This is a genomic window from Kineosporia babensis, assembly GCF_021129305.1.
In the GTDB taxonomy this organism is placed as follows: Bacteria; Actinomycetota; Actinomycetes; order Actinomycetales; family Kineosporiaceae; genus Kineosporia; species Kineosporia babensis.
Window position 1 is genome coordinate 346,182 of record NZ_JAJOMB010000004.1, and the last position, 24,504, is coordinate 370,685.

Annotated in this window: 21 protein-coding genes; 9 read left to right on the forward strand and 12 right to left on the reverse strand. The window is 68.0% G+C overall.

All coding sequences use genetic code 11. The features are described from left to right. The first annotated feature begins 1 nt into the window (after nucleotide 1). Complete coding sequence (locus LR394_RS42840) at nucleotides 2-805, forward strand: Fpg/Nei family DNA glycosylase (RefSeq protein ID WP_231440497.1); 804 nt, start codon at nucleotides 2-4, stop codon at nucleotides 803-805. Here the strand turns inward: LR394_RS42840 and LR394_RS10455 are convergent. From LR394_RS10455 to LR394_RS10475, 5 genes are all read right to left on the reverse strand, one after another. Then, nucleotides 799-1,524 carry a L,D-transpeptidase family protein gene (locus LR394_RS10455; RefSeq protein ID WP_231440498.1) on the reverse strand — a complete coding sequence of 242 codons (726 nt, stop codon included), beginning with the start codon at nucleotides 1,522-1,524 and terminating at the stop codon, nucleotides 799-801. The two genes, LR394_RS42840 and LR394_RS10455, sit on opposite strands and share 7 nt — an antisense overlap. Before the next feature lie 91 nt (nucleotides 1,525-1,615). Next, the gene (locus tag LR394_RS10460; RefSeq protein WP_231440499.1) at nucleotides 1,616-3,859 is read right to left on the reverse strand and encodes a HelD family protein; all 2,244 of its coding nucleotides are present in this window, start codon (nucleotides 3,857-3,859) and stop codon (nucleotides 1,616-1,618) included. Nucleotides 3,860-4,016: 157 nt separating this feature from the next. Then, a complete protein-coding gene (locus tag LR394_RS10465; protein WP_231440500.1) occupies nucleotides 4,017-5,246 on the reverse strand; it encodes a serine hydrolase domain-containing protein in 1,230 nt (409 codons plus the stop codon). 139 nt (nucleotides 5,247-5,385) lie between these two features. Continuing rightward, entirely contained in the window at nucleotides 5,386-8,286 is a 2,901-nt protein-coding gene (locus tag LR394_RS10470) for a GH92 family glycosyl hydrolase (protein WP_231440501.1), read from the reverse strand. A 136-nt stretch (nucleotides 8,287-8,422) separates the two neighbouring features. Then, entirely contained in the window at nucleotides 8,423-10,597 is a 2,175-nt protein-coding gene (locus LR394_RS10475) for a WD40 repeat domain-containing protein (protein WP_231440502.1), read from the reverse strand. Nucleotides 10,598-11,086: 489 nt separating this feature from the next. Here LR394_RS10475 and LR394_RS10480 point away from each other — a divergent pair, with 489 nt between their 5' ends. The 7 genes from LR394_RS10480 (at nucleotide 11,087) to LR394_RS10510 (ending at nucleotide 16,483) form a co-directional block, all read left to right on the forward strand. Beyond that, a complete protein-coding gene (locus LR394_RS10480; RefSeq protein ID WP_231440503.1) occupies nucleotides 11,087-11,578 on the forward strand; it encodes a hypothetical protein in 492 nt (163 codons plus the stop codon). After that, a complete protein-coding gene (locus tag LR394_RS10485; RefSeq protein ID WP_231440504.1) occupies nucleotides 11,571-11,912 on the forward strand; it encodes a winged helix-turn-helix domain-containing protein in 342 nt (113 codons plus the stop codon). The genes LR394_RS10480 and LR394_RS10485 overlap by 8 nt, the downstream gene beginning before the upstream one ends. Before the next feature lie 68 nt (nucleotides 11,913-11,980). Further along, the gene (locus tag LR394_RS10490) at nucleotides 11,981-13,507 is read left to right on the forward strand and encodes a plasmid pRiA4b ORF-3 family protein (protein ID WP_231440505.1); all 1,527 of its coding nucleotides are present in this window, start codon (nucleotides 11,981-11,983) and stop codon (nucleotides 13,505-13,507) included. Between the two features lie 717 nt (nucleotides 13,508-14,224). Then, nucleotides 14,225-14,749: a DapH/DapD/GlmU-related protein gene (locus LR394_RS43590; protein ID WP_407937019.1), complete on the forward strand. Its 525-nt coding sequence runs from the start codon at nucleotides 14,225-14,227 to the stop codon at nucleotides 14,747-14,749. Nucleotides 14,750-15,435: 686 nt separating this feature from the next. Beyond that, nucleotides 15,436-15,864, forward strand: a complete 429-nt coding sequence (locus tag LR394_RS10500) for a hypothetical protein (RefSeq protein ID WP_231440507.1) — start codon at nucleotides 15,436-15,438, stop codon at nucleotides 15,862-15,864. After that, nucleotides 15,861-16,091: a hypothetical protein gene (locus LR394_RS10505; RefSeq protein ID WP_231440508.1), complete on the forward strand. Its 231-nt coding sequence runs from the start codon at nucleotides 15,861-15,863 to the stop codon at nucleotides 16,089-16,091. Before LR394_RS10500 ends, LR394_RS10505 begins: the two co-directional genes overlap by 4 nt. A 17-nt stretch (nucleotides 16,092-16,108) precedes the next feature. After that, entirely contained in the window at nucleotides 16,109-16,483 is a 375-nt protein-coding gene (locus LR394_RS10510; protein ID WP_231440509.1) for a DUF6578 domain-containing protein, read from the forward strand. Nucleotides 16,484-16,506: 23 nt separating this feature from the next. Here the strand turns inward: LR394_RS10510 and LR394_RS10515 are convergent, their stop codons facing one another. The 6 genes from LR394_RS10515 to LR394_RS10540 all read right to left on the reverse strand — a co-directional run bounded on the left by LR394_RS10515 (nucleotide 16,507) and on the right by LR394_RS10540 (nucleotide 22,551). Further along, the gene (locus tag LR394_RS10515; RefSeq protein ID WP_231440510.1) at nucleotides 16,507-17,565 is read right to left on the reverse strand and encodes a glycoside hydrolase family 6 protein; all 1,059 of its coding nucleotides are present in this window, start codon (nucleotides 17,563-17,565) and stop codon (nucleotides 16,507-16,509) included. Nucleotides 17,566-17,632: 67 nt separating this feature from the next. Continuing rightward, the gene (locus LR394_RS10520; protein ID WP_231440511.1) at nucleotides 17,633-19,216 is read right to left on the reverse strand and encodes a hypothetical protein; all 1,584 of its coding nucleotides are present in this window, start codon (nucleotides 19,214-19,216) and stop codon (nucleotides 17,633-17,635) included. A gap of 74 nt (nucleotides 19,217-19,290) precedes the next feature. Next, nucleotides 19,291-19,923: a transcriptional repressor LexA gene (lexA, locus tag LR394_RS10525; protein ID WP_231440512.1), complete on the reverse strand. Its 633-nt coding sequence runs from the start codon at nucleotides 19,921-19,923 to the stop codon at nucleotides 19,291-19,293. Between the two features lie 45 nt (nucleotides 19,924-19,968). After that, entirely contained in the window at nucleotides 19,969-20,949 is a 981-nt protein-coding gene (locus LR394_RS10530; RefSeq protein ID WP_231440513.1) for an AraC family transcriptional regulator, read from the reverse strand. A 243-nt stretch (nucleotides 20,950-21,192) separates the two neighbouring features. Next, a complete protein-coding gene (locus tag LR394_RS10535; RefSeq protein ID WP_231440514.1) occupies nucleotides 21,193-21,975 on the reverse strand; it encodes an expansin EXLX1 family cellulose-binding protein in 783 nt (260 codons plus the stop codon). Between the two features lie 171 nt (nucleotides 21,976-22,146). Then, nucleotides 22,147-22,551, reverse strand: coding sequence for a VOC family protein (locus tag LR394_RS10540; protein WP_231440515.1), 405 nt, complete (start codon nucleotides 22,549-22,551; stop codon nucleotides 22,147-22,149). 225 nt (nucleotides 22,552-22,776) lie between these two features. Here LR394_RS10540 and LR394_RS10545 point away from each other — a divergent pair, with 225 nt between their 5' ends. Then, nucleotides 22,777-23,739, forward strand: coding sequence for a helix-turn-helix transcriptional regulator (locus tag LR394_RS10545; RefSeq protein WP_231440516.1), 963 nt, complete (start codon nucleotides 22,777-22,779; stop codon nucleotides 23,737-23,739). Nucleotides 23,740-23,815: 76 nt separating this feature from the next. On the opposite strand, the gene LR394_RS10550 is transcribed toward LR394_RS10545, so the two are convergent. After that, nucleotides 23,816-24,499: a DUF899 family protein gene (locus LR394_RS10550; RefSeq protein WP_231440517.1), complete on the reverse strand. Its 684-nt coding sequence runs from the start codon at nucleotides 24,497-24,499 to the stop codon at nucleotides 23,816-23,818. Nucleotides 24,500-24,504: the final 5 nt, after the last annotated feature.

Genomic DNA, 24,504 nt, shown 5'->3' on the forward strand with positions numbered 1-24,504 from the left:
GGTGCCGGAACTACCTGAAGTCGAGTCCGCCCGAGCCGTGATCGAGCGGGCCGGTCTGCACCGCACCATCGTCGACGTGGACGACTCGGACTCCTACGAGTGCCGTCCGCACTCCCCCGGGCAGATCCGCACGGCCCTGCTCGGGCGCACCCTGACCGCCGCGCACCGGCGGGGCAAGAGCATGTGGGTGGACTCCTCCGACGCCGGCCCGGTGCTGGGCATCCACCTGGGCATGTCCGGCAAGATCGTGATCGGCGACGCCGAGGGCACCGAGGTCGACGGCGGTGACTACTGGGAACGCGGGCGGCAGGCCGGTGACCACCGGTTCACCCGCTTCGGCCTGACCTTCGAGGACGGCGGCCGCCTGCTGCTGATCGATCCGCGCCGGCTGGGCCGGGTCCGCCTGGATCCGCCGGTCGAGAAGCTCGGGCCGGACGCGCAGTTCATCAAGCCACCGGCCTTCCGCGCGCTCCTGGAGACCAGCGCAGCCCCGGTCAAGGCCCGGCTGATGGACCAGGACCGGATCGCCGGGATCGGTAATCTGCTGGCCGACCAGATTCTCTGGGCCGCGCGGATCAGCCCGGCCCGGCCGGCCGACGAACTCGACAGCGACGAGGTCAGCCGGTTGCTGCGGGCCACCCGGGCGGCCATCCGGGACGCGATCGCCGGTGGCGGGGTGCACACCCTCAAGGTGGTCGCGCACCGCAAGAAGGTGGCTCGCTGCCCGCGCTGCAAGGCCGAGATGTCCCAGGGGACGGTCGGCGGGCGCACGACCTGGTGGTGCAGCCGGGAACAGGCTCAGTAGACCCAGACCTTGGTCCCGATCGGCATCTTGCCGGTGTCCCAGATCCAGTCGGCAGCAGCATTGCTCACCCGCACGCAGCCGTGCGAGGCCGGGTAGGTGGGCACGCTGTTCGCGCCGTGCACCGCGATCCCGCCGTTGAAGTACTTCGGCCGGTAGAGCAGGCCCAGCGGTGCGTGCCGGTAGCCGTCGATCTGCCGGAACACCCGGTAGTGGCCCTTGGGGGTGCTGGCGATGTGGGTGGATCCCCCGCTGACATACCGTTCGCCGCTGCCGGTGGACGTGTTCAGCGTGTACCTGACCTTGCCGTCCTTGACGATCTTCAGCACCTGGCGCTTCTTGTCGACCTCGACGACCGTACCCCGGCTGCTGCGGGCCCGGGGCCGGACCTGCTCCTCCAGCGCCCGCCAGACCTTCGGCCCGACCACCCCGTCCGGCTTCAGCCGGGCCACCTTCTCCAGCGCGAACACCGCCTGCTCGGTGTTGCCGCCGAACTCGCCGTCGGCCTTGCCACCGGTCCAATAGCCCAGCGCATTAAGCTTTTTCTGCAGCTGGCGCACGGCCGGGCCGGAGTCTCCCCGGTCCAGCGTCGGCCGGGTCTGGATCACAACCATGGACGTCTGAACCGAGGACGTGGGGACGCTCGCCGGTGCGCTGACCGGGTTGGTGACGACCAGGGCCGACGCCAGCAGCGCGGCCGTCGACGGTGTCTTCCAGTTCATGTCCGGCTCCCCACGTCAGCGGGCGCGCAGCCTTGCGCGATATCGACAATTAAGACATTAACTCGATATCGCGCTGCGGGCAGCCGAATGTTCACTCCTCGCGCAGGCGCTCCAGCTCGTCCGCGAAGGCATCGACAATGGCGTTCCACAAGCGGGGCTGCGCCGCGGCGGCCACATCTGCGGCCAGCCGAACACCCATCGCCGCAGCCCAGTCGGCGCTGAACTTGTCCAGGGCAGCGTCCGGCACCGGCACTGCCCGGGGCGCCGGCCGGGGCTTCTTCTCGTCCGCGCTCGCCTTCTGCAGCGCCGGTACCTCGACCGGGTCCGACCCGGGGATCGGCAGCACCACGCCCGAGTGCACCACCGTGAGGAATTTCGTGGTCCGGGTCAGCGCGACGTAGAGCAGCCGCAGGCCGTGCGCCCCCTGCCCCGCGATCGCCTGCGGTTCGACCACGACAACGGCCTCGAACTCAAGGCCTTTCGCATCCACCGCGCCGACCAGGTTGATGCTCGAGCCCAGTGCCCCGACCCGGGTGTCCTGGTACTGCACATCGTTGTGATCGAGCACCGCGACGACGCCCGGGCGCTGCTCATCCGCGCAGATGATGCCGACGAACAAGCCCCGGGCCGCATAGTCCCGGGCCGCCCGCACCGCCTCGGCGCCCAGCTCACCGGCCAGGACCTGGCGCAGATCAGGTTCGGCCGGCCCGATCCGGACCACCGACAGCGGCTCGACGGCGGGGGCGGAATGCGCAAGCAGCTGCGCGGCCAGCGCATACACCTGCTGCGGCACCCGGTAACCGAACTTCAGCGGCGCGATCGAGGCCGGGTGCCGGAACATCAGTTCCCGGACCAGGTCGTCCCAGCTGTCCCGGGCCCACGGCCCGGTCGACTGGGCCAGATCGCCCAGCACGGTGTACGAGCCGGACCGGCTTCGGCGGCGGACCGAGCGCAGCTGCATCGGCGAAAGATCCTGCGCCTCATCGACAACGATGTGCTCGAACAGCACCCCGTTGCCGTTCAGCAGCTTCTCGGCCTCGTCCAGCAACGCGACATCGGTCAGGCTCCAGCGCTCGTCCGACACGCGTTCGGCGGCCGGCCGGAACAGCATCCGCACCTCGGCGGCGGTGAAGTCCTCCCCCGCCGCCGCCAGCAGCCGGTCCCGCGACCCGAACAGATCCCGCAGGAACATCTGCGGGGTGAGTGAGGGCCAGACCCGCTCCAGCGCAGCATCAATCGCGGTCGAAGGCACCTGTACCCCGCGGCGCGCCCGGATCGACACCATCGACGTCAGCCAGCTGCGCATCGCCGCCCGGCCGGCGTTGTAGCTGCGGGCCTGGTTCAGCGAACGCGACAGCGCTCCCTCCACCTCGACCCGGTCGAAGGAGGCGGCGACATCGGTGGCCGGGCCTACATCCAGCTGGGCAGCCCGCTCGGGGAACCGGATCCGCTGCACCAGACCGCGGGTGAGCAGCTGGGCCATCCGCAGCTGGCCCTTGATCCGGGCCACGTCGGCGTGTTCCTCGCGGCCGGTGCTGCCCTGCGGGCCGAGGCCCCGCAGGTCCCGGTGCTCGATCTGGTGATCGCCCAGACCGGGCAGCACCTGCCGGATGTAGCGGGTGAAGGTCGGGTTCGGCCCGATCACCAGCACGTCCGCGGGCGTGAGCTGCTCGGCGTGGTTGAACAGCAGCCACGAGACCCGGTGCAGGCCGACCACCGTCTTGCCGGTGCCCGGGCCGCCCTGGACGATCAGCAGCTGCTCCAGGTCGCTGCGCACCAGCTCGTACTGCATCGAGTGGATGGTCTGGACGATGTCGCGCATCTCGCCGTCGCGGCCGGCTTCGAGATCACGCAGCACCGCGTCGTCGATGCCCTCGTGCTCCAGGGCAGTGAGCTCGCCGACCCGCTCGGCCAGGTCGGCGAAGACCACGTCGTCGAAGCTGACGATGCGGTTGCGCTCCACCTCGAACGTCCGCTTGCGCGCCACGCCCTTACGGTCGTCGTAACTGGCCGTGAAGTACGGGGCCGCGCCCGGCGCCTTCCAGCTGATCACCAGCAGCTCGCCGTCGCCGTCGCGGATGACGGCCTTACCCACGTAATAGGTCTCGCCGTCGTCCTGGTCGAAGCGGCCCATCGCCACGGCCTCGTCCGGATCGCCCAGCTGCTCGATCTGGGCCTTGGCCGCCTGCCCGACGGCGATGCTGGCCTTGCCCCCGACCGCTGCGCCGGCCGCGCCGCCCAGCGTCTGGCGTTTGTGCTCCCGGGCTTCCCAGGCCGCGTCGAAGTACTTCTGCTCGCTGGCGATCTCGTCCTGGTCAGCGGCGCCGACGCTCATCCGTGTCACGTCCTCCCGGTACGCGGCCCGAGGGCGGCGGTCAGGTGCCCACGGTCGGCCGGAACGTCTCCCGCCGCCGACCGGGGCATACCGTCACATCATCTGGCACAAGGTGCGCAAATGAACCAGGAAAAGGTCACGAATCAGTCAAGCCAGCTCACCCGGAGTTCGGCACTCCCCGCAACCGGGCCATCACCTCGGCCGGTACCGGTTTGCCGAGCATCCGGCAGACGGCCGTCTCCTCGGCCGCCGCGACCACCTCGTCCCAGCGCCGCGTGCCGTCGTTCGGATTCTCACTCATCGGCACCGCCGTGAGATCCATGACCACGGTGCCCACACCGTCCTCAGTTACCGCCGACAGACTGCGGTGACCTTCGGTCTGACCTCCGTGCCCCCATACCGTTCCGCAGGAATTCGTGCTCTTGAGCAGGCCCAGGCCGTAGCCGCTTCCGACCGGGAAGTCCGCCGGCCGGTCCACCACGGTTTTCATCTGGGCGAGCTGCTCGGCGGAGAAGAGTTTGCCGGTGAGCAGGGCGGAGAAGAAGGTGGCGACGTCGTCCTGGTCGGCGACCATCGCCCCGGCCGCTCCGGACAGACCGTCCACCGGCCAGGACACGGTGTCGGTGTAGTTCGGCTTGGTCCCGATGAACCTGAGCACGTACCCGTGGGCATAACCCGGACCGGTGTCGGTGGCGACCGGGCGGGGCAGGTACGTCCGCTTCAGGCCGAGCGGGCCGGTGATCCGCTGCTCGAGAAGCTCGGACAGGGTCTGGCCGGTGCGCTCCTGCAGCATCATCCCGATCACGGTGTACCCGGTGTTGGAGTACGAATAGTTCTCTCCAGGAACGAAGTTGAGCCCCTTGTCGACCGCGATCTGCACCAGTTCCTTCTCGGTCCACAGGCGCTGCGGGTCGGCTTCCCACGCTCGCCAGTAGCCGTCGTCCTCGGTGTAGTTGTAGAGCCCACTGGTGTGGTTGAGCAGCATCCGCACGGTGATGTCCGCGCCGTCGGGCAGGAGACCGGGCAGGTACTCCTCGATCGGGGCGTCCAAATCGACCTTGCCCTCGTCGACCAGCTGCAGAGTCAGCGTGGCCATGAAAGTCTTCGTGGCGCTGCCGATCTGGAACTGGTCCGTGGCCTTCATCGCCCGCTCGGTCTGCCGGTCGGCAACACCCAGCGCGGTGTACTGCACCTCCTGACCGTTGCCGATCCGGGCCATGAACCCGGGAACGTTGGCCTCCAAAACCTCCCGGGCCACTTCCTGCATGACGTCGTTCGTCGGTTCCGGGGCACTGGCCTTTTCGGGGGAGACAGTACACGCGGCAAGCAGCAAGGCGGCCAGGATCCACCCTCTCCGGATCGACTTCGCGCCGGACCAGACGGCCATGAAGCCCTCCCAGAATTCAACCCTGTGCAATCAAGAGGACGCTCAGAGTACCCGGGGAGGGTGGCCAATCTCTTCGGTGGGAAGCGGGCGGCTGCCCCGGATCGGTGTGGCTCGACCACCCGCGTCCCACCTCGAAGCGTCAGCTCACCGCGACGTCGAAGATGTGCATGATGCCCTTGTCGGTCTGTTCCGGCAGGGTCACCGACTCGACCACCTTGTCCGCGGCCAGGGTCACCGGTGCCGAGGCGAAGACCCGGAAGGTCCCGCTACCGGCCGTGCCGTTGACGTTGTTGCGGCCGTTGACCGTGGCCACAACGGTTTCGCCGGTCGCCGGGTTCGCAGCCCAGTCGCTCAGCGCGAACGGCACCTCCTGGGTGCTGCCGTCGGTGTAGGTCACCACAGCCGTCCCGGAGGCCGGGCCGTTCGTGGCCAGCCCGAGGAACGACAACTGCTCGCCCTTGACCGAACTGGGCTTGATCTTCTGGCCGTGCGGGATCCAGTTGTCCGGCTCGCCGGCCCGGGCCGCGGGCCAGGTAAAGCTGGTGCCGGCAACGGTTTCGCCCGGCTTGAGACCTGCGGAGGCCAGGGACTCGCGGGAGAGCGACCAGTCGCTGAGGTCGATCGAGCCCAGGTTGCCCTGACCGTCCGGGGTGGTGCCGATGCTGTTGCGGGCATTCGCGCCGTCGGTGTACGAGGGCGGAACGTCGGCTGCGGCGGTGCCCCAGGAGTTGGCCGTGGCCTTCATCGTGAAGTCCAGGGTGCCGCCCGAGCGCGCGAACGAGGCGGGCAGCCAGGACTTCTGGCGCTGCTTGCCGTCGACCTTGAGCCCGTTGACGTACTTGGCGCCCTTGGCCACGCCCTGCGCCCTGATCGTGATCTTACGCTTGACCCCGGCCGGCTCGATCACGATCCGGTCGAACATCGGGGCGCTGATCACCAGGTCACCGGTACCGTAGATCGCCGGGTAGAAGCCCAGATTGGCGAACACGTACCAGGCGCTCAACGCGCCTTGGTCGTCGTTCCCGGGCAGGCCCGACGATGTTGTGTCGTACATTTCGGCAACGGCCCGATAGAGGACGTCCGTGGTCCTGGAGGGCGTCTGCAGCCAGTTGTAGACCCACGGAGTTCCGAAAGCGGGCTGGTTGGAGAGGTAGTTGCCGGTCTGGGTGTAGGCGCCGGCGTCCAGTTGTTCCATCAGCTGGTCCAGTTGCGCACTCGCCTGGTCCACGCCGCCGCGTTTGTCGATCAGGGTGGACAGGTTGTGCGGAACCAGCCAGCCGTACTGGTAACCGGTGGACTGGTTGAACTGGCCGCGCCCGGACGAGTCGTCCCGTACCCGAAGGTCGAAGCTCCGGTCGAAACCGCTGCGGGAGCGCGGCCGCACGTGCTGGGTCTGCGGGTCGAAGACGTTCATCCAGTTCTGCGAGCGGGCCGAGAAGAACGCGTACGCCTCGTCGTCCCCGAGTCGCCGGGCCAGCTGGGCGATCGCAAAGTCGTCGATGGAGTACTCCAGCACCCGTGAGGTGGCGAAGTCGCCCTTGGCGTTCTCGATCATGCCGGTGGCGAAGTACTGGTATCCGTCCGATCGCGAGGTCCTGGTGGCGGGCAGCACCTGAGTGGCCTTCATCGAGGCCAGCGCGGCCTGGCGGTCGTAGCCGGTGGCGCCCAGGTCGTCCAGGGTGGAGAGGATGACCTGGTAGTTGTCGCCCTGCATGCGGGCCGCGCCGGGTGCCCAGGAGCCGCGTTGCTCGACCAGTTTCATGATCGAGCGGTTGATGTCGGTGGCCACCTCAGGGAAGGTCAGGGCGATCAGCTGCACCTGGCTGCGGTAGGCGTCCCAGCCCGAGCCGGCCCAGTTGATGTTCCGGTAGAAATGGTGGCCCTTCTCGATCGTGTGCTGCTTGCCGTCGAAGCCGATGTACTGGCCGTTGACGTCCTCACGCACGTTCGGGTTGCCGAAGACCCGGAACAGCGCGCTGTAGAACTTGATCCGCTGCTCGGTCGTGCCGCCCTGGGCCTGGACCGTGGCCAGAGCCTGTTTCCAGAGCTTCTTGGCGTCGTTCTTGACGTCGTTGAAACCGTCCTTGCCCACTTCGGATTCCCGGTTGAGCGCGGCGTTCTCCACGCTGACGTAACTGAAACCGGTCTTGGCGAGCACTTTCGCGCCCTGCTGGAAGGTCAGCCAGGCACCGGTGTCGTGGCGGTAGTCCACCCCGACGTCCTCAGTGCTCTTGATCGCGTGCGTCGAGCCCTGGGTCAGGGCCTCGTCGGTCCAGGTGCCGTAGGACTCGAACGGCTTGTCGTAGACGGTGGAGAAGTAGGCCTTGTAGTAGTTGCCGTTGTCGCAGACGTCGACGCCGTACATCCACCCGGAAACCGTGCGGGTCTTCGGGTCGATGGTCACCTCGCTGCCGAACGTCCGGTTGTTCGGGCCGGAGACATCCAGAATCAGGGACGATTCACCGCTCTTGGGAAAGTCGTAGCGGCTTACGGAGGTGCGGGCGGTGGCGGTCAGTTCCGCCTCCACACCGTTGTCCACCTTCACACCGTAGAACCCCGGCTGCGAGGTCTCGTTGTCGTGACTGAACGGAAGGTAGTAGTCCCGGATACTGGACGCGGGGCTGGAAGGCAGCGCGCCGTCCGTCAATGATCCGGCGTACGGGATGGTCGGGAACTCGTACCCGCCGAACCGGCCGGTGCACCCCGTCCCCTCGTAGCGGGTCATCCCGAACCCCCGGATCAGCGAGGCGGTGTACTCGTAACCGCCCTTCTGCCCGACGTTGGCGTTGCCGTCGGCCCAGGTGGTCGGGCTGGGCTGGATCATCCCGAAGGGGACGCCGGCTCCGGGAAAGGTGTTGCCGTAGGCGTCGTTGCTCTTGTTCTGGCCGGTGTCCAGTTCGGTACCGATGAACTGGTTCACCGCGTCGAACGGTGAGATCTCGGCGGCCTGGGCCGTGGTGGTGGGCAGCAGGGCACTCAGGCAGGCAACGGTCACCGCGACCGTTCCGGCCCGGCGCCACCGGGACTTGCGTGGGGGCATCAGGATTCCCAACAAGATGGGCAAATGGGGCGGGCTCACGTTGTCATCCTCACCCCGCCGGTCCAGGACGGACAGATGTCCTGCGGGCAACGGACGGGGCAACATCCCGTACCACCGGCCCGACCTCGAGCCGCTTTCAGGCGGCTCGTTCGCAGCGGGGCCGATAGTCGTTGTCCGGCAGGATGATTTTCCATTCGTGTTCGGTGAGTGATCGCGAGGCCCGCCGGCACAGGTGCGGCAGCCACTTCTCGCGGTCCAGGTTCCAAAGGCGGACCGTTGCATCATCACCGCCGGTGAAGGCGGTACGGGTGGCCGGGTCGACGGCGACCGCGTCCGCCCAGCCCGTGTGCCCCTTCATCGGCGCGCCGACCAGGGCGCGGTTCCTGACGTCCCACAGGCGGATCAGACCATCACCGTTCGTGGCGACCACGTGATCGGCGCCGGCGAAAGCCACATCGTCGACCGGAGCGTCGTCGTTGTCGAGTTCCGCCACCAGAGCACGGTTCCCGACGTTCCAGACCCGCACGGTCCCGTCCTGGCCGGAAGCAGCCAGCCGCGAACCGTCGGGAGAGAAGGCCACTCCCCAGACCCGGACCCCCGGCTTGTCGAGCAGGACCGGACCCAACGGTGCGTGCGAGTTGACGTCCCACAACCGTACGGTGCCGTCGTTGCCGGAACTGGCCAGAACGGCGCCGTCGGGGCTGAACGCCACGTCCTGCACCGGTTCACCGTGGCCCGTCAAGGTCGCGGTCTGCTCACCGGAGGACAGATTCCAGAGCCGGATCAGGTGGTCGTCACCGGCAGTGGCCAGGGTCTGCCCATCGCGCGCCAGGCTGATGCCCCAGACCTTCGCCGTCTTTCCGGGGGTGGTCATCCGTTGCCGCACAGCGTGGGTCTGGGCGTCCAGCACCTTCAGGACACCGTTCTCGTGCGCCACCACGAGCACCTGGTCCTGCCGATCCAGGGCCAGGCCGGTGACCGGGCTCTTCTCGTCGTCGAGCACCGGATCCCCCAGTCGTTCCCGGCTGGCGAGGTCCCAGAAAAGAAGCTTGCCAGCGGCATCGCCGGAGATCAGAGTCCGCCGGTCAGAGCTGAGGACGATGGCGTTCACCGGTGCCCGATGGCCGATCAGCGGCTGCCCGAGAACCTGTTCCGAGGAGGCGGCCCAGGACGTGAGGACCGGCTCGCTCCCGGACGAGGTCCAGACCTGTTCTCCCTGCTCGGCGAAGACCACGGCATTCACCGGACCGGCCAGGTCACCCAGGCGCTCGGCCGAAACCTGGGGCTGGTCCAGACGCCAGAGCACGGCCGAGCGGTCCTGCGCGCCGCTCACGAGCTGCTTGCCTTCCGGCTCGAAGGCCAGCGCAGTGACCGCGCCGGTGTGCTGTCCGTCGAGGTTCCGAAGGTGCTCGAGGCCCTCGACCTGCCACAGGTCGAGGTCGTTGGCGGTGGTCGCAGCCGCGAAGCTCTGGCCGTCCGGAGCGAAGGCGATCACGCTCACCGCGGCGTAGTAGCGCGGCTGGGTGAACTCGCCGACCAGCCCTCCGTCGTCAGCCTGCCAGTTCGCGGTGTCCCACAACCGCAGCATCCCGTTGGGCGCACCGCTGACCAGCCGGTCACCCTCGGGACTGGCGCCCAGGGCAGTGATTCCCTTGGACTGCGTGGGCATGTCACCGATCCGCTCCAGACCGCCCGGACCCAACTGCCAGACGGTGAGCTTGCCGTCCACACCACCGCCGACCATCGTGTTGTCGTCGACCACGGCGGCCAGCGAGACGATCTCGTCGAGCCCCTGCCCCGACGCCTCGCCGATCAACTCCAGATTCTTGGCGTCCCACAGGCGCAGGACCCGGTCGGCTCCGGCGCTGAGCAGCCAGGTGCCGTCCCGGCTGAAGGCCAGGGCGCTCACCCTCCCGTCGTGTGCGCCCAGGTGCGTGGCGATCGGCGGATCCTGCTGCGAATCCGTCTTGCGCACCTGAAGGCCGCCGGCCGCGTCGGCAGAGGCCACGAACCGGCCGCCGGGAGACGGGACCAGCGCGGTCAGCGGATGGTTGGTGGCGACGGTCGAGACCTTGTGCAGGGGCGCACCCAGAGCGTCCATGGCAACCGCGACGCTTCGGGAATTCTCCTGCAGCGCAAGAGCATCCGCAGCCACCGACTGGGCCAGAGCAGGATCGCTGGCCAGCCGCAGCGCTGCGTCGGTGGAGAGCGCGGCCGCACCGGCGACCTGGCGCAGGTGCCCGTTCTGATCGGCCTTCCACCAGCCGAACCCGGAAGTGACGAGGGCAATCGCCAACAGCCCGAAGATCATCTTCCAGGGCCTACCGCCCTGCGAAACGCCTCGGACAGAGGGTATTCCACCGAAACGGCCAGACCTGCTGCGGCGTTCGGAGCGCTTCAGCAAGAACGGGGCAAGCGCCTGGTAGAGCGCCACCGACGTCGCCGCCCAGCTCACCAGAAGAGACACGACACCGATCAACTGATCAGCCACGTCGCGCCGGACCAGGACGAGGCAGAGCATCGCGATGGACACCACCGCCGACCCGACAGTCCAAATGATGGCCAGCCGATGGTGTTCAAGCTCGGCGGAATCCCCCGTCACCACGCCCCCTCCCCGCGAGTTGGATGGCGACACTAGCTGTCAAATCAGCGAGAGAAGCACGAAAACTCCAAAAATGGTCCGAACACTCCTGCAACCCGACCCCCAGCCCTCACCTTCCCAAGGAGCAAGCACTTGCCCGCTAGGAAAGTGGCGAGTACTTTCTTGTTAGGAAAGTAATTGCCCAGAGAGGAGAGAACCATGACGACGCCCGTGAACCCGCCCAGCCCTGAGGAAGCCACCCACCTGCTGCAGGAGAACCAGAACCGACGCCAGCAGGTCGGCACGACCTCGGTGCCGACCTGGCTCTGGGTCGCACAGTGCGTGGTCATCGCCGCCTCCGGCGTCTCGCGGGACATCTGGGAGGGCAACTCCTGGTCGACCTGGCTGCTCCTGATTCCGCTGGCCGTGCTGTATCTGTCGCAGAATCGGTGGGTCGGCGCCCGGATGGGCCTGCAGATGGCCCCGCACACCCTGGCCCGGGGTGGGGCGGTGACCCCGTGGAACCGCTCGCGGCTGCTGGGAACGCTCAGCCTGGCGGTGCTGATGATCGCCGCCGCAGTGGCCGCCACCCGCATGGAAGACGCCGGGGTGGAGTGGGGCAACTCGATCGCCTGGAGCGTGCTGGCGGTATTGCTGATCGGCGCCTGGCCTCTGGTGCGGCGCCTGTACTACGGTCCCCGGCATGGCTGAGGGCACCTTCGACCCGGCCCTGATGGACGTGACCCGCTTCGGGATCGTGTCGCTCCTGGCCGCAACTCACTGGGCCGAGTTCCCGTTCGTCCGGGACTCGATGGGGCTGAGCGACTCCGCCTTGTCCAAGCAGACCTCGTACCTGAGCAAAGCCGGATACGTCGAGGTGCACAAGGGTTATGTGGGTAAGCGGCCCCGCACTTGGCTGCGGCTCAGCCCGCAAGGACGCACCGCCCTGACCGGGCACATCGAGTATCTGCAGGGCGTGGCCCGGGCAGTCCAGGAGCAGGGCGCCTCGCACCAGCCGGACGAGCTGCCCGACGGTGCGGCCTGACCTCGTCGCCTGACCGTGGGTCACGCTTCGATTACCACTCAGCCGACCGGCTCCGCCAAACTCCTGCCATGAGCCCGAGGAAGCGACGCACCGGTCCGACGTCTGCCGACGACATCCAGGTGAGCCGGCTGTCAGTGGTCAGAGATCCGGACGAGACCTGCGACTGCGAGGTCTGCAAGGGCGAGAATCTCGATCCCGAGGCCCTGCTCGCCAGCATCGTCGACGACGTTGCGCTCCTTGCCGACGAGGAGGACCCGCTCTCGGCGGAGCTGGCGGGGGCGGCGTTCCTGTCACTGTCCTCGTCCTTGGGCGACGAGGCTCTGGACGCCCTGCTGGAGATCGTCCCGGCCATCGAAGCGCGCGGCTCCCGCGAGGCCCTGACCCTGCTCACCGCGATCGCAGCCATGGCCGGGGCCACCGCACCACCGGTCGCGACCGCTGCCCAGGCCGCCGCCGACCGGCTCGCGGCCACCGGTATCACGGCGCCGGCCTGGGCGGACGAGCTGACCCAGCCCTTGACCGCAGGGCCGTTCTCCGAACTGAGCGACGCCGCCCGCACCCTGTCCATCCTGGTCCTCCCCCTACAGCGAGCCGAGCGACAGCACACCCTGATCATCATGGTCGACCACGAGAACTGCGGTGCGGCCGGGCAGATCATGCTGGTCGACGCCGAGGACCTGGTGTCCCTGGTGGCGGCCCTTCAGATGAGTACTCAGCAGGGCGGAATCACGTTACGCACCAAGAAGCTGAGCGCCCCGGCGTTTCGCTGGCACGCAGAACAGGCTCTGGACTCCCGGGCCGTGCATGACCAAGAGAACGGTGGGCCGGCCGACCCAGACCTGCTGGACGACGAGGACGGGCCGGGCTACGCCACCCTCGCGCTGCTCACCCGCGCCCGGCTCGCCACCCTGCCGGCGGCCCGGCGTCCGAAGGGTGCTCCAGATCCGGCACATGTCACCGGTTTCAGCGCCTTGGATGTTCTCCGTGAGTTCGCTGCCCTGACCGACGCAGCGCAGCCACCGGCCCGGCGCCGGAAGTCGGACGGCCCGGCCCCCGTCTACCAGATCAAAGTCGGCCTGCGCGATGCCAAACCGCCGATCTGGCGGCGTCTTCTGGTTCCCGCAGACGTAACCCTCGCGGACCTTCACAAGGTGATCCAATCGTCCTTCAATTGGGACGACAGCCACTTGCACGCCTTCGAGACCCCCTACGGGGACTTCGGTCACGCCGATCCCGAACTCGGGCACCAGGCCGACAGTTCCATCACGCTGGAACAGGTCGCTCCCTCGGTCAAGGACAAGATCGTCTACACCTACGACTTCGGTGACGACTGGGAACATCAGATCCTGGTCGAAAAGATCTCCCCCGCCGACCCTATGGTCGAGTATCCAGTCTGCACCGGTGGACGCCGCGCGGCTCCGCCCGAAGACTGCGGCGGCATCTGGGGCTACCAGGAGACGATCGAGGCCCTTGCCGATCCCTCTCATCCTGAGCACGCCGTGCAGCTGGAATGGATGGGGCTTGCCGACCCCGATGACTTCGACCCCGCGGCTTTCGACCTCGGTGAGATCAACGAACGGTTGCGCGGCCTCTGACCTCAGATCGTCGGCGGGGCGGCCGGTAAGCTCACGGGCGTAAAACACCCATAACGCCCAGACCCGTCCCCGATGAAGGACCCGCCTGCCGTGAGCGACGACCGACCGGATCACACCCAGATCTCCGCCCCGGAAGACGAGGACGTTCCAGACCCGGCGGAGACCGAGGGAGAGTCCACCTGGGCGGACCTGGTCCAGAAGCGGTTCGACCGCTGGGACACGACCTGGGTCTGGCTCGGGGTGTTCATCCTGGTCGCTGTTCTCGGTGGCGCCCTGACCCGGTGGGACACCCTGAGACACCTTGCCCTGGAGCAGGAGACCGGACCCGGCGGCCGGGAGATCATTGTCTCGGTGGCGGCCTACACCCTCCCGCTGACCGTCGGTTTCGCCCTGGTGGCGTTCATCGCCTTCACCCTTAAGCTGAGCCAGCTGATCACCCCGATCTTCATCGGCTTCACCGCCCTCGTGCTGTGGCTCACCGGTCTCCTGGCCCGCACCCTGGGGGTCGGGCTGCTGCCGGACTACGCCGAGTTCGAGTTCACCTATGATCCGCGCGATCTGACCGGCGCGGTCTTCGCGGCCTACCTCAACTCCTACAGTTATCCGCTGGTGCTGTGTGCGTTGCTGATCGGGACGGCCGGAGCCCTGCAGATCTGGAAATGGATTCTGCCGGCGCCGGACTCGACCCTGACCGGCAACAGCGACGCCAACCGGCTGATGGAGATCCGCAGCCCCGAGTTCCAGGCCATGTCCGAGCGGGTGCTCAAGGCCAACGAACTCACTGCGCAACTGAACGGCCTGCCCTTCGGCGACGAGAAGGGCCGGGCAGATCTGCTCGAGCAGATCCTGGGGCAGCCGCTCCCGGCGGATGTCACGATCTACCCGCCCTTCTTCACCGATCACGGACTGAAGCTGGAACTGGGCGAACGCGTCTTCGTCAACCAGAACTGCACGTTCCTGGACTACGCAGGGATCCGGATCGGGCCCCGGACGATGATCGGCCCCAACGTCACCTTCATCACCGCCGGCCATCCGGTCGACCCGGCCGAGCGCAAGCTCTTCCTCACCGGCGCACCGATCGACGTGGCCGAGAACGTGTGGATCGGCGCGGGAGCGACCATCCTGCCTGGTGTGAGCATCGGACGGGACGCCGTCATCGCGGCCGGCGCCATCGTCGCCGAAGACGTTCCGGCGGCCAGCCTCGTCACCGGCCCCAAGGCCACCGTCCGCCGGGAATGGTGAGGCCTTCGCACGCCGTGGGCTGATCGGGCACCGGCCCGGAATGCCCGGGCGCGCTATGTTGCGCTGCTGGTCGAGGAGTACCGGGGCCGAATGACCGGGCTGGGTGGACCGGATCACGATCGATCAGCGCGTAGGGCCTGAGCAGACGCATCTCTGACCATGGGGCCCCGGGATTGACGGCCTTCCCGGGGCCCCACTTCATCGTTCACATGCTGACAGCGGACGCCCCGGGGACGCGGGCGGACGGGGGGATGGCCCGAGAGGGCGTCCGCTGGTTCGTGGGAGGCTTCCGAAACCTGCCTTGACTGGACGCGACGCAAGTGCCGCCCCTCCCCAAGGTTGCACCTAGCCTGGGCATAGATTCGGATATTCCGATCCGAAACCGATAATTCCCATAATCTTCGGCGCTGTCAACTCCGTAGAAGCTGACAGACAGGGTGTAGTGCGAGCGCGACCAGTTGGCCCGGCCGTTCACGGTGATGATCTCCTTGGACAGATCACTCTCGGAGGTTCGACGCTGGGCGTGGGCATTCCCTCCAGTCACGACCGGTCGATGATCATGATGGCAGGGACCACCGACAGGATGGCCGGTGCGAGAACCTCGCCGGTGCTGCGCTTGCGGATCTGCGGATTCACGGTGAAGTAAGGACATGAGTGGATCGGACATATCGACCCTGCTCGGTTCCGTGCTGCAGTTCGTCGGCCTTCTCCTGGTGATACCTGGGCTGATCGCCTGGTACCGAAACACGATGAAGGAGGCCGAAGAACGGCGCGCGGCGGGCCTCTCCCCGGAGGCGCCGCCCGCCCTCATTCAGCGAGCCGAACTCGAACGCGCGCTCGAGCAGGAACCGAGCCCCGCTGAGTTGACCGACCTGCGGCTTCAGGCTCAGGCGCTCCGCAAGAACCACTCGGTTCAGCTGTTCTTCGCGGCTGGGCTGATCATCCAGGTGGGAGCGATGATCGCAGATCCTGGCCTCGGTCGGGCTGCCTTTGCCGTGCTGGCGGCCTTGATCATCGGACCGGCCGTCCTCCGGGTCGAGCGGAACGTGCGAGTTGCCAAGGCTTTTCTGCTTCGGTACCCGCCGGAAGCCAGCCAGAGCATGCCCACCCGGTGAACGGGCTGCTCTGGCTGGGCACAGCCTTTGGCCTCGTGGGCCACTGCCTTCTGTTCGTCGGGGTCTTCATCCTGAACCCCAACCCCTTCAGCGGCGCGGTCGCGGGTGTGATGAGCGTTCTCGTCCTGGTGAGCTTTGCCATGACGCAGCCCCAGGTCCGCCTGGGCCGGGAGTTTCTCGATCGCTATCCCGAGCCGGGTGACGGGCCACCGGTTGAGGCAGTCTGACCTGCGACAATCGTTGAATGCGGGTCAGTGTGTGGATCGACGCCGGGCAGCAGCAGTGTTGCGGCGAGCCGTTCCGGACCGGCGAAGTCGTGTCCTGGGAGGTCAACGAGAAGCCGGGATACGAAGGTCTGGCCGTACGGATGAACGCCGAGTACGCCGGTGGCGTGCGCTACGTGCAGGAGCACCACGGCGATGATCCCGACGGCGCGGTGACCGGCCGGATCTCGCACATCGACGTGGTGGCCTGCCTCCGCGAAAATGGCACCTTGCTGGTGGGTTCCGGACGTCCGCTGCCGGTGGCGGCCGACACGGACGTTCCGGAAGGGCTTCAGGGCGACGAACTATGGACGCTTGAGGGCTGGGTGGTCCGGTTGGATCTCCTGACCTCGTGATCCGGTTTTCGGGCGGGTGAGGATCATTTGCCCTTCACCAGGCTGACGGCGATCTTCGGGTCGAAGACGCCGGCGGCGGCGTTGGGGGCGATACCGCAGTTGCCGTCCGACTCGCCCGGGGTCTTGATCCACAGCCGGGCCTCGGGGCTCTTGGCCGTGGGCGTCTGGTTGACGCGGGAGGTGACGCCGAGCTTGCGGCCGCTCGGGTTGCACCATTCGCCGCTGCTGCCCTTGCCGTTGCGGCTGGTGTCGACCACGTAGGGCTTGGCCTTGGCCCCCTTCTTGCGCAGTTGGGCGTTCACCTTGGCGGCGTAGGCGTTCTCCTGCGCGGTGGTGCGGTAGTTGGACACGTTCAGCGAGAAGCCGCGCACGTTCTTCAGGCCGGACTTGATCAGCCGGGTCGACATGTCCTGCGCGGAGGCCCAGTTCGAGTTGCCGGCGTCGAGGTAGACGAGGGCGTTCGGGGCGCTCTTCTTGAACTGCTCGGTGGCGTAGGTGAGCAGCTTCTGCCGGGCGTTGGCGTCGGCGGTGCTCATGCACTGGAAGTCGGCCAGCGAGTCGGGCTCGAGGATGACCAGGGCCTTGCGTTTTCCGATTCCGCCGGCGAATCCCTTGATCCAGGTGCGGTACTGGGCGGCCGAGGTACCGCCCGCGGAGTGCCCGCCGCAGGCGTCCCGGCCGGGGATGTTGTAGGCCACCAGGATCGGGGTCTTCTTCTTTTTCGCCGCGGCCGTGACGTAGGTGTTCACGGCCGCCTTGGGCGCGCCGGACCAGCCGCCGATCCACTTGGCCATCGGCTTGGACGACACCCCGGACCGGATCGTGGCGGCGCGGGAATCGCTCTTGTTCTGGGCGACCCAGGTGGCCGGGCCCGACTTCGGGTCGACGTAGAATGTCATGCTCTTGGGCAGCGACTTGACCGCCGCCGCCGACACGGCCGAGGGTGCGGCGGCGGCCTGGGACAGCGATGACGCAGCGGCCGGGGCAGCGGGTTCGGCGTGGCTGACCAGCCCCTGGGCTACGGCACCGGTGACGGCGAGAGAGGCTGCGGCGGCAAGGATCACGCTGGTACGTCGCTTCACGGATGAAAGCTAGAGCTTGTCCGGTTATGTCACCCTTCAGGCAGTCTCAGGATTGGATCATGCCGGGCTACCGGCCCTGTTCCCCCAGCCAGTCCCAGGCCTCGGCCAGCCGGCCGTCCAGGTCGCTGCTGCGCAGTTCGTCGACCATGGCCTGCGGGATCGGGTACCGGGCGTCTTCCGTGCGCGAGGCCAGCAGGGCGGCGAACAGCGCGTTCTCGCCCAGTGTGCGCCGCAGGGCGGGCACCAGCTCGTCGTACTGATTGCGGGCCAGTTCTTCCAGGGCTTCTACCGCTCCGGGGGGCTCGGCCTGCGGATCGAGCGGGGCGTCGAACGTGGCATCAGACCCGGCGTGCACGCCGATCCAGAACGGTTCGGCCCGGGGGTAACGGCCGACCAGAGACGCAGAAGGGAACTGATAATCGTCCTCTGCTTCTCCCCCACCGAAGGCGTACCCGTGGAACCGGGAGCGCAGCTTGTGCAGAGCCAGCACGGAAGCCACCGCCCGCACGTGCTCGACCTGGGTGCGGTGTCGGACCAGACCCTTCGCATCCAGGACGGACCACAGGAAGACGAGGAGATCGTCCTCTGGTTCGGGCAGCCAGGTCGGCGGCAGATCGGCCAGGAGCTCGGCCAGGTCGCCCATCACCTCTTCGGCGTCGAGCGGCTCGTGCTCCTCCAGATCGTCCTGGGCGAAGACCAGCGAAGGCAGTTCGGGAGCGACCGGCTCACCGGGACCCTGGCGCAGGTAGGCCAGGCTGCGCTCGACGAGGATGTCGCTGACCTCCTCGTCCAGGGCGGCGAAGTCCATGATCTGCTCGAGCGCGGGGATCCACCAGGTGCTCAGGCGCTCGCTCAGTTCCTCGGCGGAGAAACCGGGGGGCAGCACGCTGTTCACCACGTGCTGCAGACCCGGCTCGCTCTTGTCGAGGAACACGAACCAGTACGGGAACTGCGCGTCCAGGTGCTGCAGGAAGGTGCTGACCTCGGCGATCTCCCACAGCTCCTGCGGGCGGTCCTCGAAGCCGATGATGTCCAGGCTCACCGACTCCACGCTCCGGCGGGCCAGCACCGGGCTGGTCAGCATCGGGGCGAGCACCCGCAGCACCCCGGAGACGTCGCGGGAGCGGATCTCCACCCGCGAGACCACCACCGACCAGCGGTCCTGCCCGGAGGCGAGCATCCGGTTGGCGGAGGGGTCGGGGATCTCGGCGGGCAGCAGCTGCTCGACGTGCAGCAACGCCTCGTTGCAGGCGCGCAGCACCGCGGTGCCCAGGGTGCGGGCGTCCTGCGCGCTGGTGGTCCGCAGCTCGGTGAACCGGCCGTTGGAGTGCTCGACGTCGGCGCGGTGACCGATTCCGTCCTGGGTGAGCTCGGCCCGCACGACGGTGAGGATCTCGAAGGCGGAGGCGATGCTCTGCGCCCGCTTGTCGAAGGAGATGCAGCGCTGCTGGGTGACCACGTGCAATCGGCGCTGGGAATGGTCCTCGGCCACCACGGCCCGGATCTTCTCGCCGGTGCGCAGCAGGGGCTGTACGGCCAGGGCCACCACCCCGGCCGCCATCGGATCGAGAGTTGCCCCGGTGATCATCCGCTGCGGTGGTGTTTCATCCCGTCCGATCCCTTCGGACATGCCTTCGTGCACAATTTCCACACATGCGACTTTAAGCAAGTCCGGGGCTCTGCACCGAGTCCGCCTCGCCCAGGCATCGAACCTTCTGTGTGGGATCAGGTACGTCGCAGGACGGAGACGACCTTGCCGAGGATGGTGGCCCGGTCGCCGTCGATGTCCTCGTAGGCGGGGTTGCGGGGTTCCAGGACGACGTGGCCGTGCCGGCGGCGGAACACCTTGACGGTGGCCTCGTCGTCGATCATGGCGGCCACGATCTCGCCGTTGTAGGCCTCGGACTGCTGCTTGACCACCACGATGTCACCGTCGCAGATGGCCGCGTCGATCATCGAGTCGCCCCGGACCCGCAGGCCGAACAGGGTTCCCTTGCCGACCAGTTCGCGCGGCAGCGACAGGACCTCGTCGGAGTTCACCTCGGCCAGGATCGGCGCGCCGGCGGCGATGTCACCGAGCACCGGCACCCCGATCGCCTCCGGTTTGGTGGGGGCTTCCTCGGGGGCCAGAAACATCCGGACGTCGACGGGGCGGGTGGCGCGGCCCCGACGCAGGAAGCCGTGCTCCTCGAGCAGACGCAGGTGCCGGCTGACCGTGGACGTGGAGGCCAGGCCGACCGCGTCGGCGATCTCGCGGGTGGAGGGTGAGTAGCCGTTACGCAGCGCAGACTTCTGGATGACGGCCAGGATCTGCCGTTGGCGGTCGTTCAGGATCGACGTGTCCAGATGGTCAAGCACTTCCGAATTCTGACAGATGCGCCGGGCTCGTCCGGCGGCAGGCGGTCACTTCTGCAGCGTCACGCTCGGATGCACGCCGTACGCCCGGTGGTAGGCGATGGTGAACCGGCCCGGGCTGGCATACCCCCAGCGCCGGGCGATCTCGGTGACCGTGTCGCCGTAGGTCGGGTCGGCTGCCTGCAGTTCTCGATGGGCCTGCTCCAGCCGCAGCCCTTGGAGGAACTTCATCGGGGTGCATTCGTAGTGCCGGACGAAGGCTCGCTGCAGGGCCCGGGCGCTGATCCCGGCCGCGAGCGCGATCTGGCCGAGGGTCAGCGGCTGAGCGCTGTGCGTGTACATGTACGCCACCGCGCGGCGCAGGGTGGCCGGGCCGACCTGGCCGCTGTCCCGCAGGTACTGACTGGTCAGGGTGCTGTTCGGGAAAACGTTCAGGGCCGCGGTGGTGAGGGTGCGGATCAGGTGGGCCCGCAGGATCGGGCTGGCCAGGCCGGACTGCGCGGCGATGGCCTCGCGGTAGGTCATCCGCATCAGATCGGCCCAGTAACGTCCGCACGCCGCGTCCACCGGGGTGTTGTCCAGGAAGCGCACCTCGGCGCCCGGGCCGTCGGCCCGTTCCTCGGCGGCCTGGGCGATGCTGGCCAACGGCAGATGGACGGTGGTGAACGTGGAGTGCGGGGTCCAGGTGGCGTTGGTCGCCTGGACGGTGTCGCTGCGCCACACCTGGCCCGGGCCCAGGACGAGGTCCGGGCGGCCGGGGCGGGCCTGGCTCATCGACCCGCCGGTGACCAGGATCGTGGCGAACGTGCTGAGCGGCTCGGAGACCGAGCGGCCGGTGAAACCCCACTGCTGGATGCCGCAGGCCAGTTCGCCGGCCTCGGCCCGGACCACCCGGAACTCGAAGTCCTCGTCCACGGCATCCAGGTCCAGCCGGGTGCGGGCGAAGATCCGCCCGATCAGCTCGCCGGCCACGTCGGGCCGGTCGGTCACCACGGACGACGTGCGGACGCCGCCTTCGGAATGTGCCATGGGACGCCCCCGCCTTCGCGAACTGACGAAGCGTCATCGTATAGCTACGCACCGATGACGACGGGGGCCTTCGGAAAACGAACATCTGGAGCCGGGAAGTGGTCGCCGGCCAGGCAGGTCGGGTACTCAAGGGGCACCCACCACCCTCGGTCGGGTCGCCATACCTGCCGGGTCGCCTCGTCCATCACCCTCCACCGGGACGCGGCAGCCCGGCAGGCCCGTTACTGCGAGGGACGCCGCGGATCAGACCGCCGGGAGCTGCTTCTTGCCCTTCTGCACCTTCGTGGAGATCTTGATGCCCTTGTCCACCAGGCGGTTGCCCTTCACGTCGGTGATCCGGATCGTGTTGCCGCAGCCCTTGCCGTTCTTCGACTCGAAGAAGTTGTAGTCGCGGCGGGCGACCTTGTGCCAGCCGCCGGCCGTCTTGAACTCGACCGTGCGGATCGGGTTGCGGTGGTTACGCACCTGCACGCCGCACCACCACTTGGTCGAGCCCTTCTCGTACACGTACTGCACCGGGCCCTTCAGCTTCGGGCTGACCAGACGCCAGGTGACGTTGATCTTGCCCTGGCCCGGGGCCAGCTTGTTCATCGCCTGCCGGGACAGGTCGAGCTGGTTCACCCGGCAGCCGGAGGTACCGGTACCGGACGGGCAGCGGTCGACGATCTTGACCCGGATGCTCTTGCCGCCCGGGCCGGTCACCTTGACGTAGGCGCCGCACATCAGGGCGCCCTGGTAGTCGGGGGCGTTCAGCGCGGCGATCATCATGCTGCCGCCCGGCTTGAAGTTGCAGGCCCCGGAACCGTCGGCGGCGTAGGACGTGGCCACGCCCTGGTACTTCTTGCCGAACTTGATCCGGTCCTTCGAGTCGGTGGCCGCGGCGCTGACCGTGGAGCCAGTGGCAGCAGGCTCGGCCGCCGGATTGGCGGCCGAACTGGACTGGGCGAAGTACACGCCGCCACCCACCAGGGCCAGGGCGGCCACCGCAGCCGCGGCCCTGATACCGAATACCCGAGAACGTGTCACCGAAATCCTTCCGCGCCGATCAACAAATCGGGACGCTACCAGTGGATTCCGGCGATTCCGGGCCGTGCGTGGTGGTTTAGGGAATTCTTAGCGCTCCGGCTGGATCTTCTTACAGCAAGCCGGTTTTGCGACGTCACCGTGGGTGGCCGGGCTGGGCCCTAAGACCCAGCTTCAGACGTGGTCGTGGGTGACCGCCTCGAGGTTGATGCCGTGCGGATCGAGGACGAAGCCCCCGTAGTAGCCGGGATGGTAAGCAGGATGATCGCCCGGGGCGTGCAGACTCGTGGCCCCGTGCGCCAGGGCGGTGTCGTAGAAGGTGCGTACCTGCTCGGCGGTGTCCACGGTGAAGGCCAGATGCATGTTCGTGCCCACCTGGCCGTCGGCGACGAGCCAGAAGTACGGCTTGTGTTCCCAGCCGAACCCGTGCATCGCCGCCAGTTCCGGCGAGGCGGGCACCGTCATCATCGTGACGATGCCGATCGAGGCCAGGACCGGCTCGTAGAAGGCCACCGCGGCCGGCAGGTCGGGCACGGCGAGGTTGAGATGGTCGATGCGGGATCCGGTGAATCGGCTCATGGACCAAGGCTGGCAGGGGTGGCGGACACCGAGCGTCCGCCTTGGGCCTGTCCTGTGGATCAGGGCCGTAGCGACGAGGCGCCCGGACGTCGGCTGACGTGGCCGGTGGGGCCCCTCGCAATGGTTTTGCGTGGGGCCACGCCGGACGCGGTCAGACGGCGTTCCGGGTGCCCCGCAGTAGGCAAAGATCCACAGGACAGGCCCTTGTCAGGCACCATGAGGTTTATGGCCACGACCTCTGCCCGCGCGCTCAAACTGCTTTCGCTGCTGCAGTCGCGCCGGGAATGGTCCGGTCCCGAACTGTCCGAGCGGCTGCAGGTCAGTACCCGCACGCTGCGCCGCGACGTGGAGTCCTTGCGGGAACTGGGATATCCGGTGCAGACGCGGCTGGGCCCGGACGGCGGGTACCGGCTCGGTGCCGGAACCAGCCTGCCGCCGCTGCTGTTCGACGATGAGCAGGCGGTGGCCCTGGCTCTGGCGTTGCAGACCGCCCCGGTCACAGTTTCCGGTGTGGACGAGGGTGCCACCCGGGCCCTGACCACCTTGACCCAGGTGATGCCGGCCCGGCTGCGGGCACAGGTCGAGGCCGTCCGGGTGACCGCGATCCGCAACTACTGGGACTTCGCCGCGCCGCCGATCGACCCTGCGGTGCTGAAAGCGGTCGGGACGGCCGTGCACCGAGAACACCTGCTGCGCTTCGATTATCTGGGCCCGGACGGCAGCCGGCAGGATCCGCCGCTGCGCGTCGAACCCCACCACCTCGTGCTCTGGGCCGGACGGTGGTACCTGATCGCCCACAGCCGGGAGGCCGACTGGGCCATCTACCGCGTGGACCGCATCCGCCCGTCCGATCCCACCGGACTACCCTTCACCCGCAAGGCGCTCCCGGATCCCGACGTCCGGCGTTATCTGATGACCAGGCACGATCGCGGTGACACCCCCGCCCCGTGGCAGTGCCTGGGAACGGTGGTGATCGATCTGCCGTCGGACGTGGTGGCCCGCTGGGCCCCGGGCGGCTCGGTGGTCGAGCGGATCGGCCCGCAGCAGAGCCGTTTCACCGTCGGAGCCTGGTCCTGGGCCGGGATCGCCGGGATCCTGGCCACTTTCGACGCCGACTTCACGGTGGTCGAACCCGATGAACTCCGCCTCGCCTGCCGCCGGATCGGCCGACGCCTCGACCACGCCTGAAACCGCTGGGGCCGGGCGATCGCACTCCCCTCCGCAACCAGTGCGAGCGCTCCGCCCCCAGCGGCGATCTGCGGGATCAGGCTTCGTCGCGCGGCCGCCACCATTCGTAAGGTGGCGTCTGGGGCCAGCCTTCGGGTGAGTCCTCCCAGGTCTCGCCGCGACCGTAGGGTGCCAGATCCATCATGTTGAAGTCGAACCGCACCCGGTCACCGGCCCGGCCCGAGGCGAAGTAGGTCTGGTTCACCCCCTCGGCCGTGCGCAGAAAGGCACTCAGGCCGAAGTACTCGCCCGCTCCGCAGTCGGCGCTGAACGTGGTACCGGCCGAGGATGCGTAGGGGAATTTCCAGCCGAAGCGCCCGGCCAGGGTCTGGAGCCGGTCGATCGGGATGTTGGAGACCATCCACCAGCTGATGTCCCGCCGGTTCAGATGGTCCAGGTGCGGCACGTTGTCCATCATCGTGCTGCAGCCGGGGCACAGTGCATCGGGCCCGGAGTCCATGAACTGGTAAACAATCAGCTGACGTTTGCCCGCGAACAGGTCGGACAACTTCAGCGGGCCGTCCGGACCGGCGAACTCATAATCCGGCATGGCCACCATGGGCAGCCGCCTACGCCGGGCGGCCAGCGCGTCCAGCGCCCGGGTCAGCTTCTTCTCCTCGACCAGCAGCTCGGCCAGGGACCGTTGCCATTCCTCGCGGGAGACCACCGGCGGCGCCGCCTTCGGGACCGCCGGGTCCAGATGAGATGGTGTGGTGATCATACGTC

What these genes read in the sequence shown, in the direction of transcription:
- LR394_RS10455 (WP_231440498.1), bottom strand. Translation starts at nt 1,524, where the DNA reads ATGAACTGGAAGACACCGTCGACGGCCGCGCTGCTGGCGTCGGCCCTG.
- LR394_RS10460 (WP_231440499.1), bottom strand. Translation starts at nt 3,859, where the DNA reads ATGAGCGTCGGCGCCGCTGACCAGGACGAGATCGCCAGCGAGCAGAAG.
- LR394_RS10465 (WP_231440500.1), bottom strand. Translation starts at nt 5,246, where the DNA reads ATGGCCGTCTGGTCCGGCGCGAAGTCGATCCGGAGAGGGTGGATCCTG.
- LR394_RS10470 (WP_231440501.1), bottom strand. Translation starts at nt 8,286, where the DNA reads ATGCCCCCACGCAAGTCCCGGTGGCGCCGGGCCGGAACGGTCGCGGTG.
- LR394_RS10475 (WP_231440502.1), bottom strand. Translation starts at nt 10,597, where the DNA reads ATGATCTTCGGGCTGTTGGCGATTGCCCTCGTCACTTCCGGGTTCGGC.
- LR394_RS10480 (WP_231440503.1), top strand. Translation starts at nt 11,087, where the DNA reads ATGACGACGCCCGTGAACCCGCCCAGCCCTGAGGAAGCCACCCACCTG.
- LR394_RS10485 (WP_231440504.1), top strand. Translation starts at nt 11,571, where the DNA reads ATGGCTGAGGGCACCTTCGACCCGGCCCTGATGGACGTGACCCGCTTC.
- LR394_RS10490 (WP_231440505.1), top strand. Translation starts at nt 11,981, where the DNA reads ATGAGCCCGAGGAAGCGACGCACCGGTCCGACGTCTGCCGACGACATC.
- LR394_RS43590 (WP_407937019.1), top strand. Translation starts at nt 14,225, where the DNA reads ATGGAGATCCGCAGCCCCGAGTTCCAGGCCATGTCCGAGCGGGTGCTC.
- LR394_RS10510 (WP_231440509.1), top strand. Translation starts at nt 16,109, where the DNA reads ATGCGGGTCAGTGTGTGGATCGACGCCGGGCAGCAGCAGTGTTGCGGC.
- LR394_RS10530 (WP_231440513.1), bottom strand. Translation starts at nt 20,949, where the DNA reads ATGGCACATTCCGAAGGCGGCGTCCGCACGTCGTCCGTGGTGACCGAC.
- LR394_RS10540 (WP_231440515.1), bottom strand. Translation starts at nt 22,551, where the DNA reads ATGAGCCGATTCACCGGATCCCGCATCGACCATCTCAACCTCGCCGTG.
- LR394_RS10545 (WP_231440516.1), top strand. Translation starts at nt 22,777, where the DNA reads ATGGCCACGACCTCTGCCCGCGCGCTCAAACTGCTTTCGCTGCTGCAG.
- LR394_RS10550 (WP_231440517.1), bottom strand. Translation starts at nt 24,499, where the DNA reads ATGATCACCACACCATCTCATCTGGACCCGGCGGTCCCGAAGGCGGCG.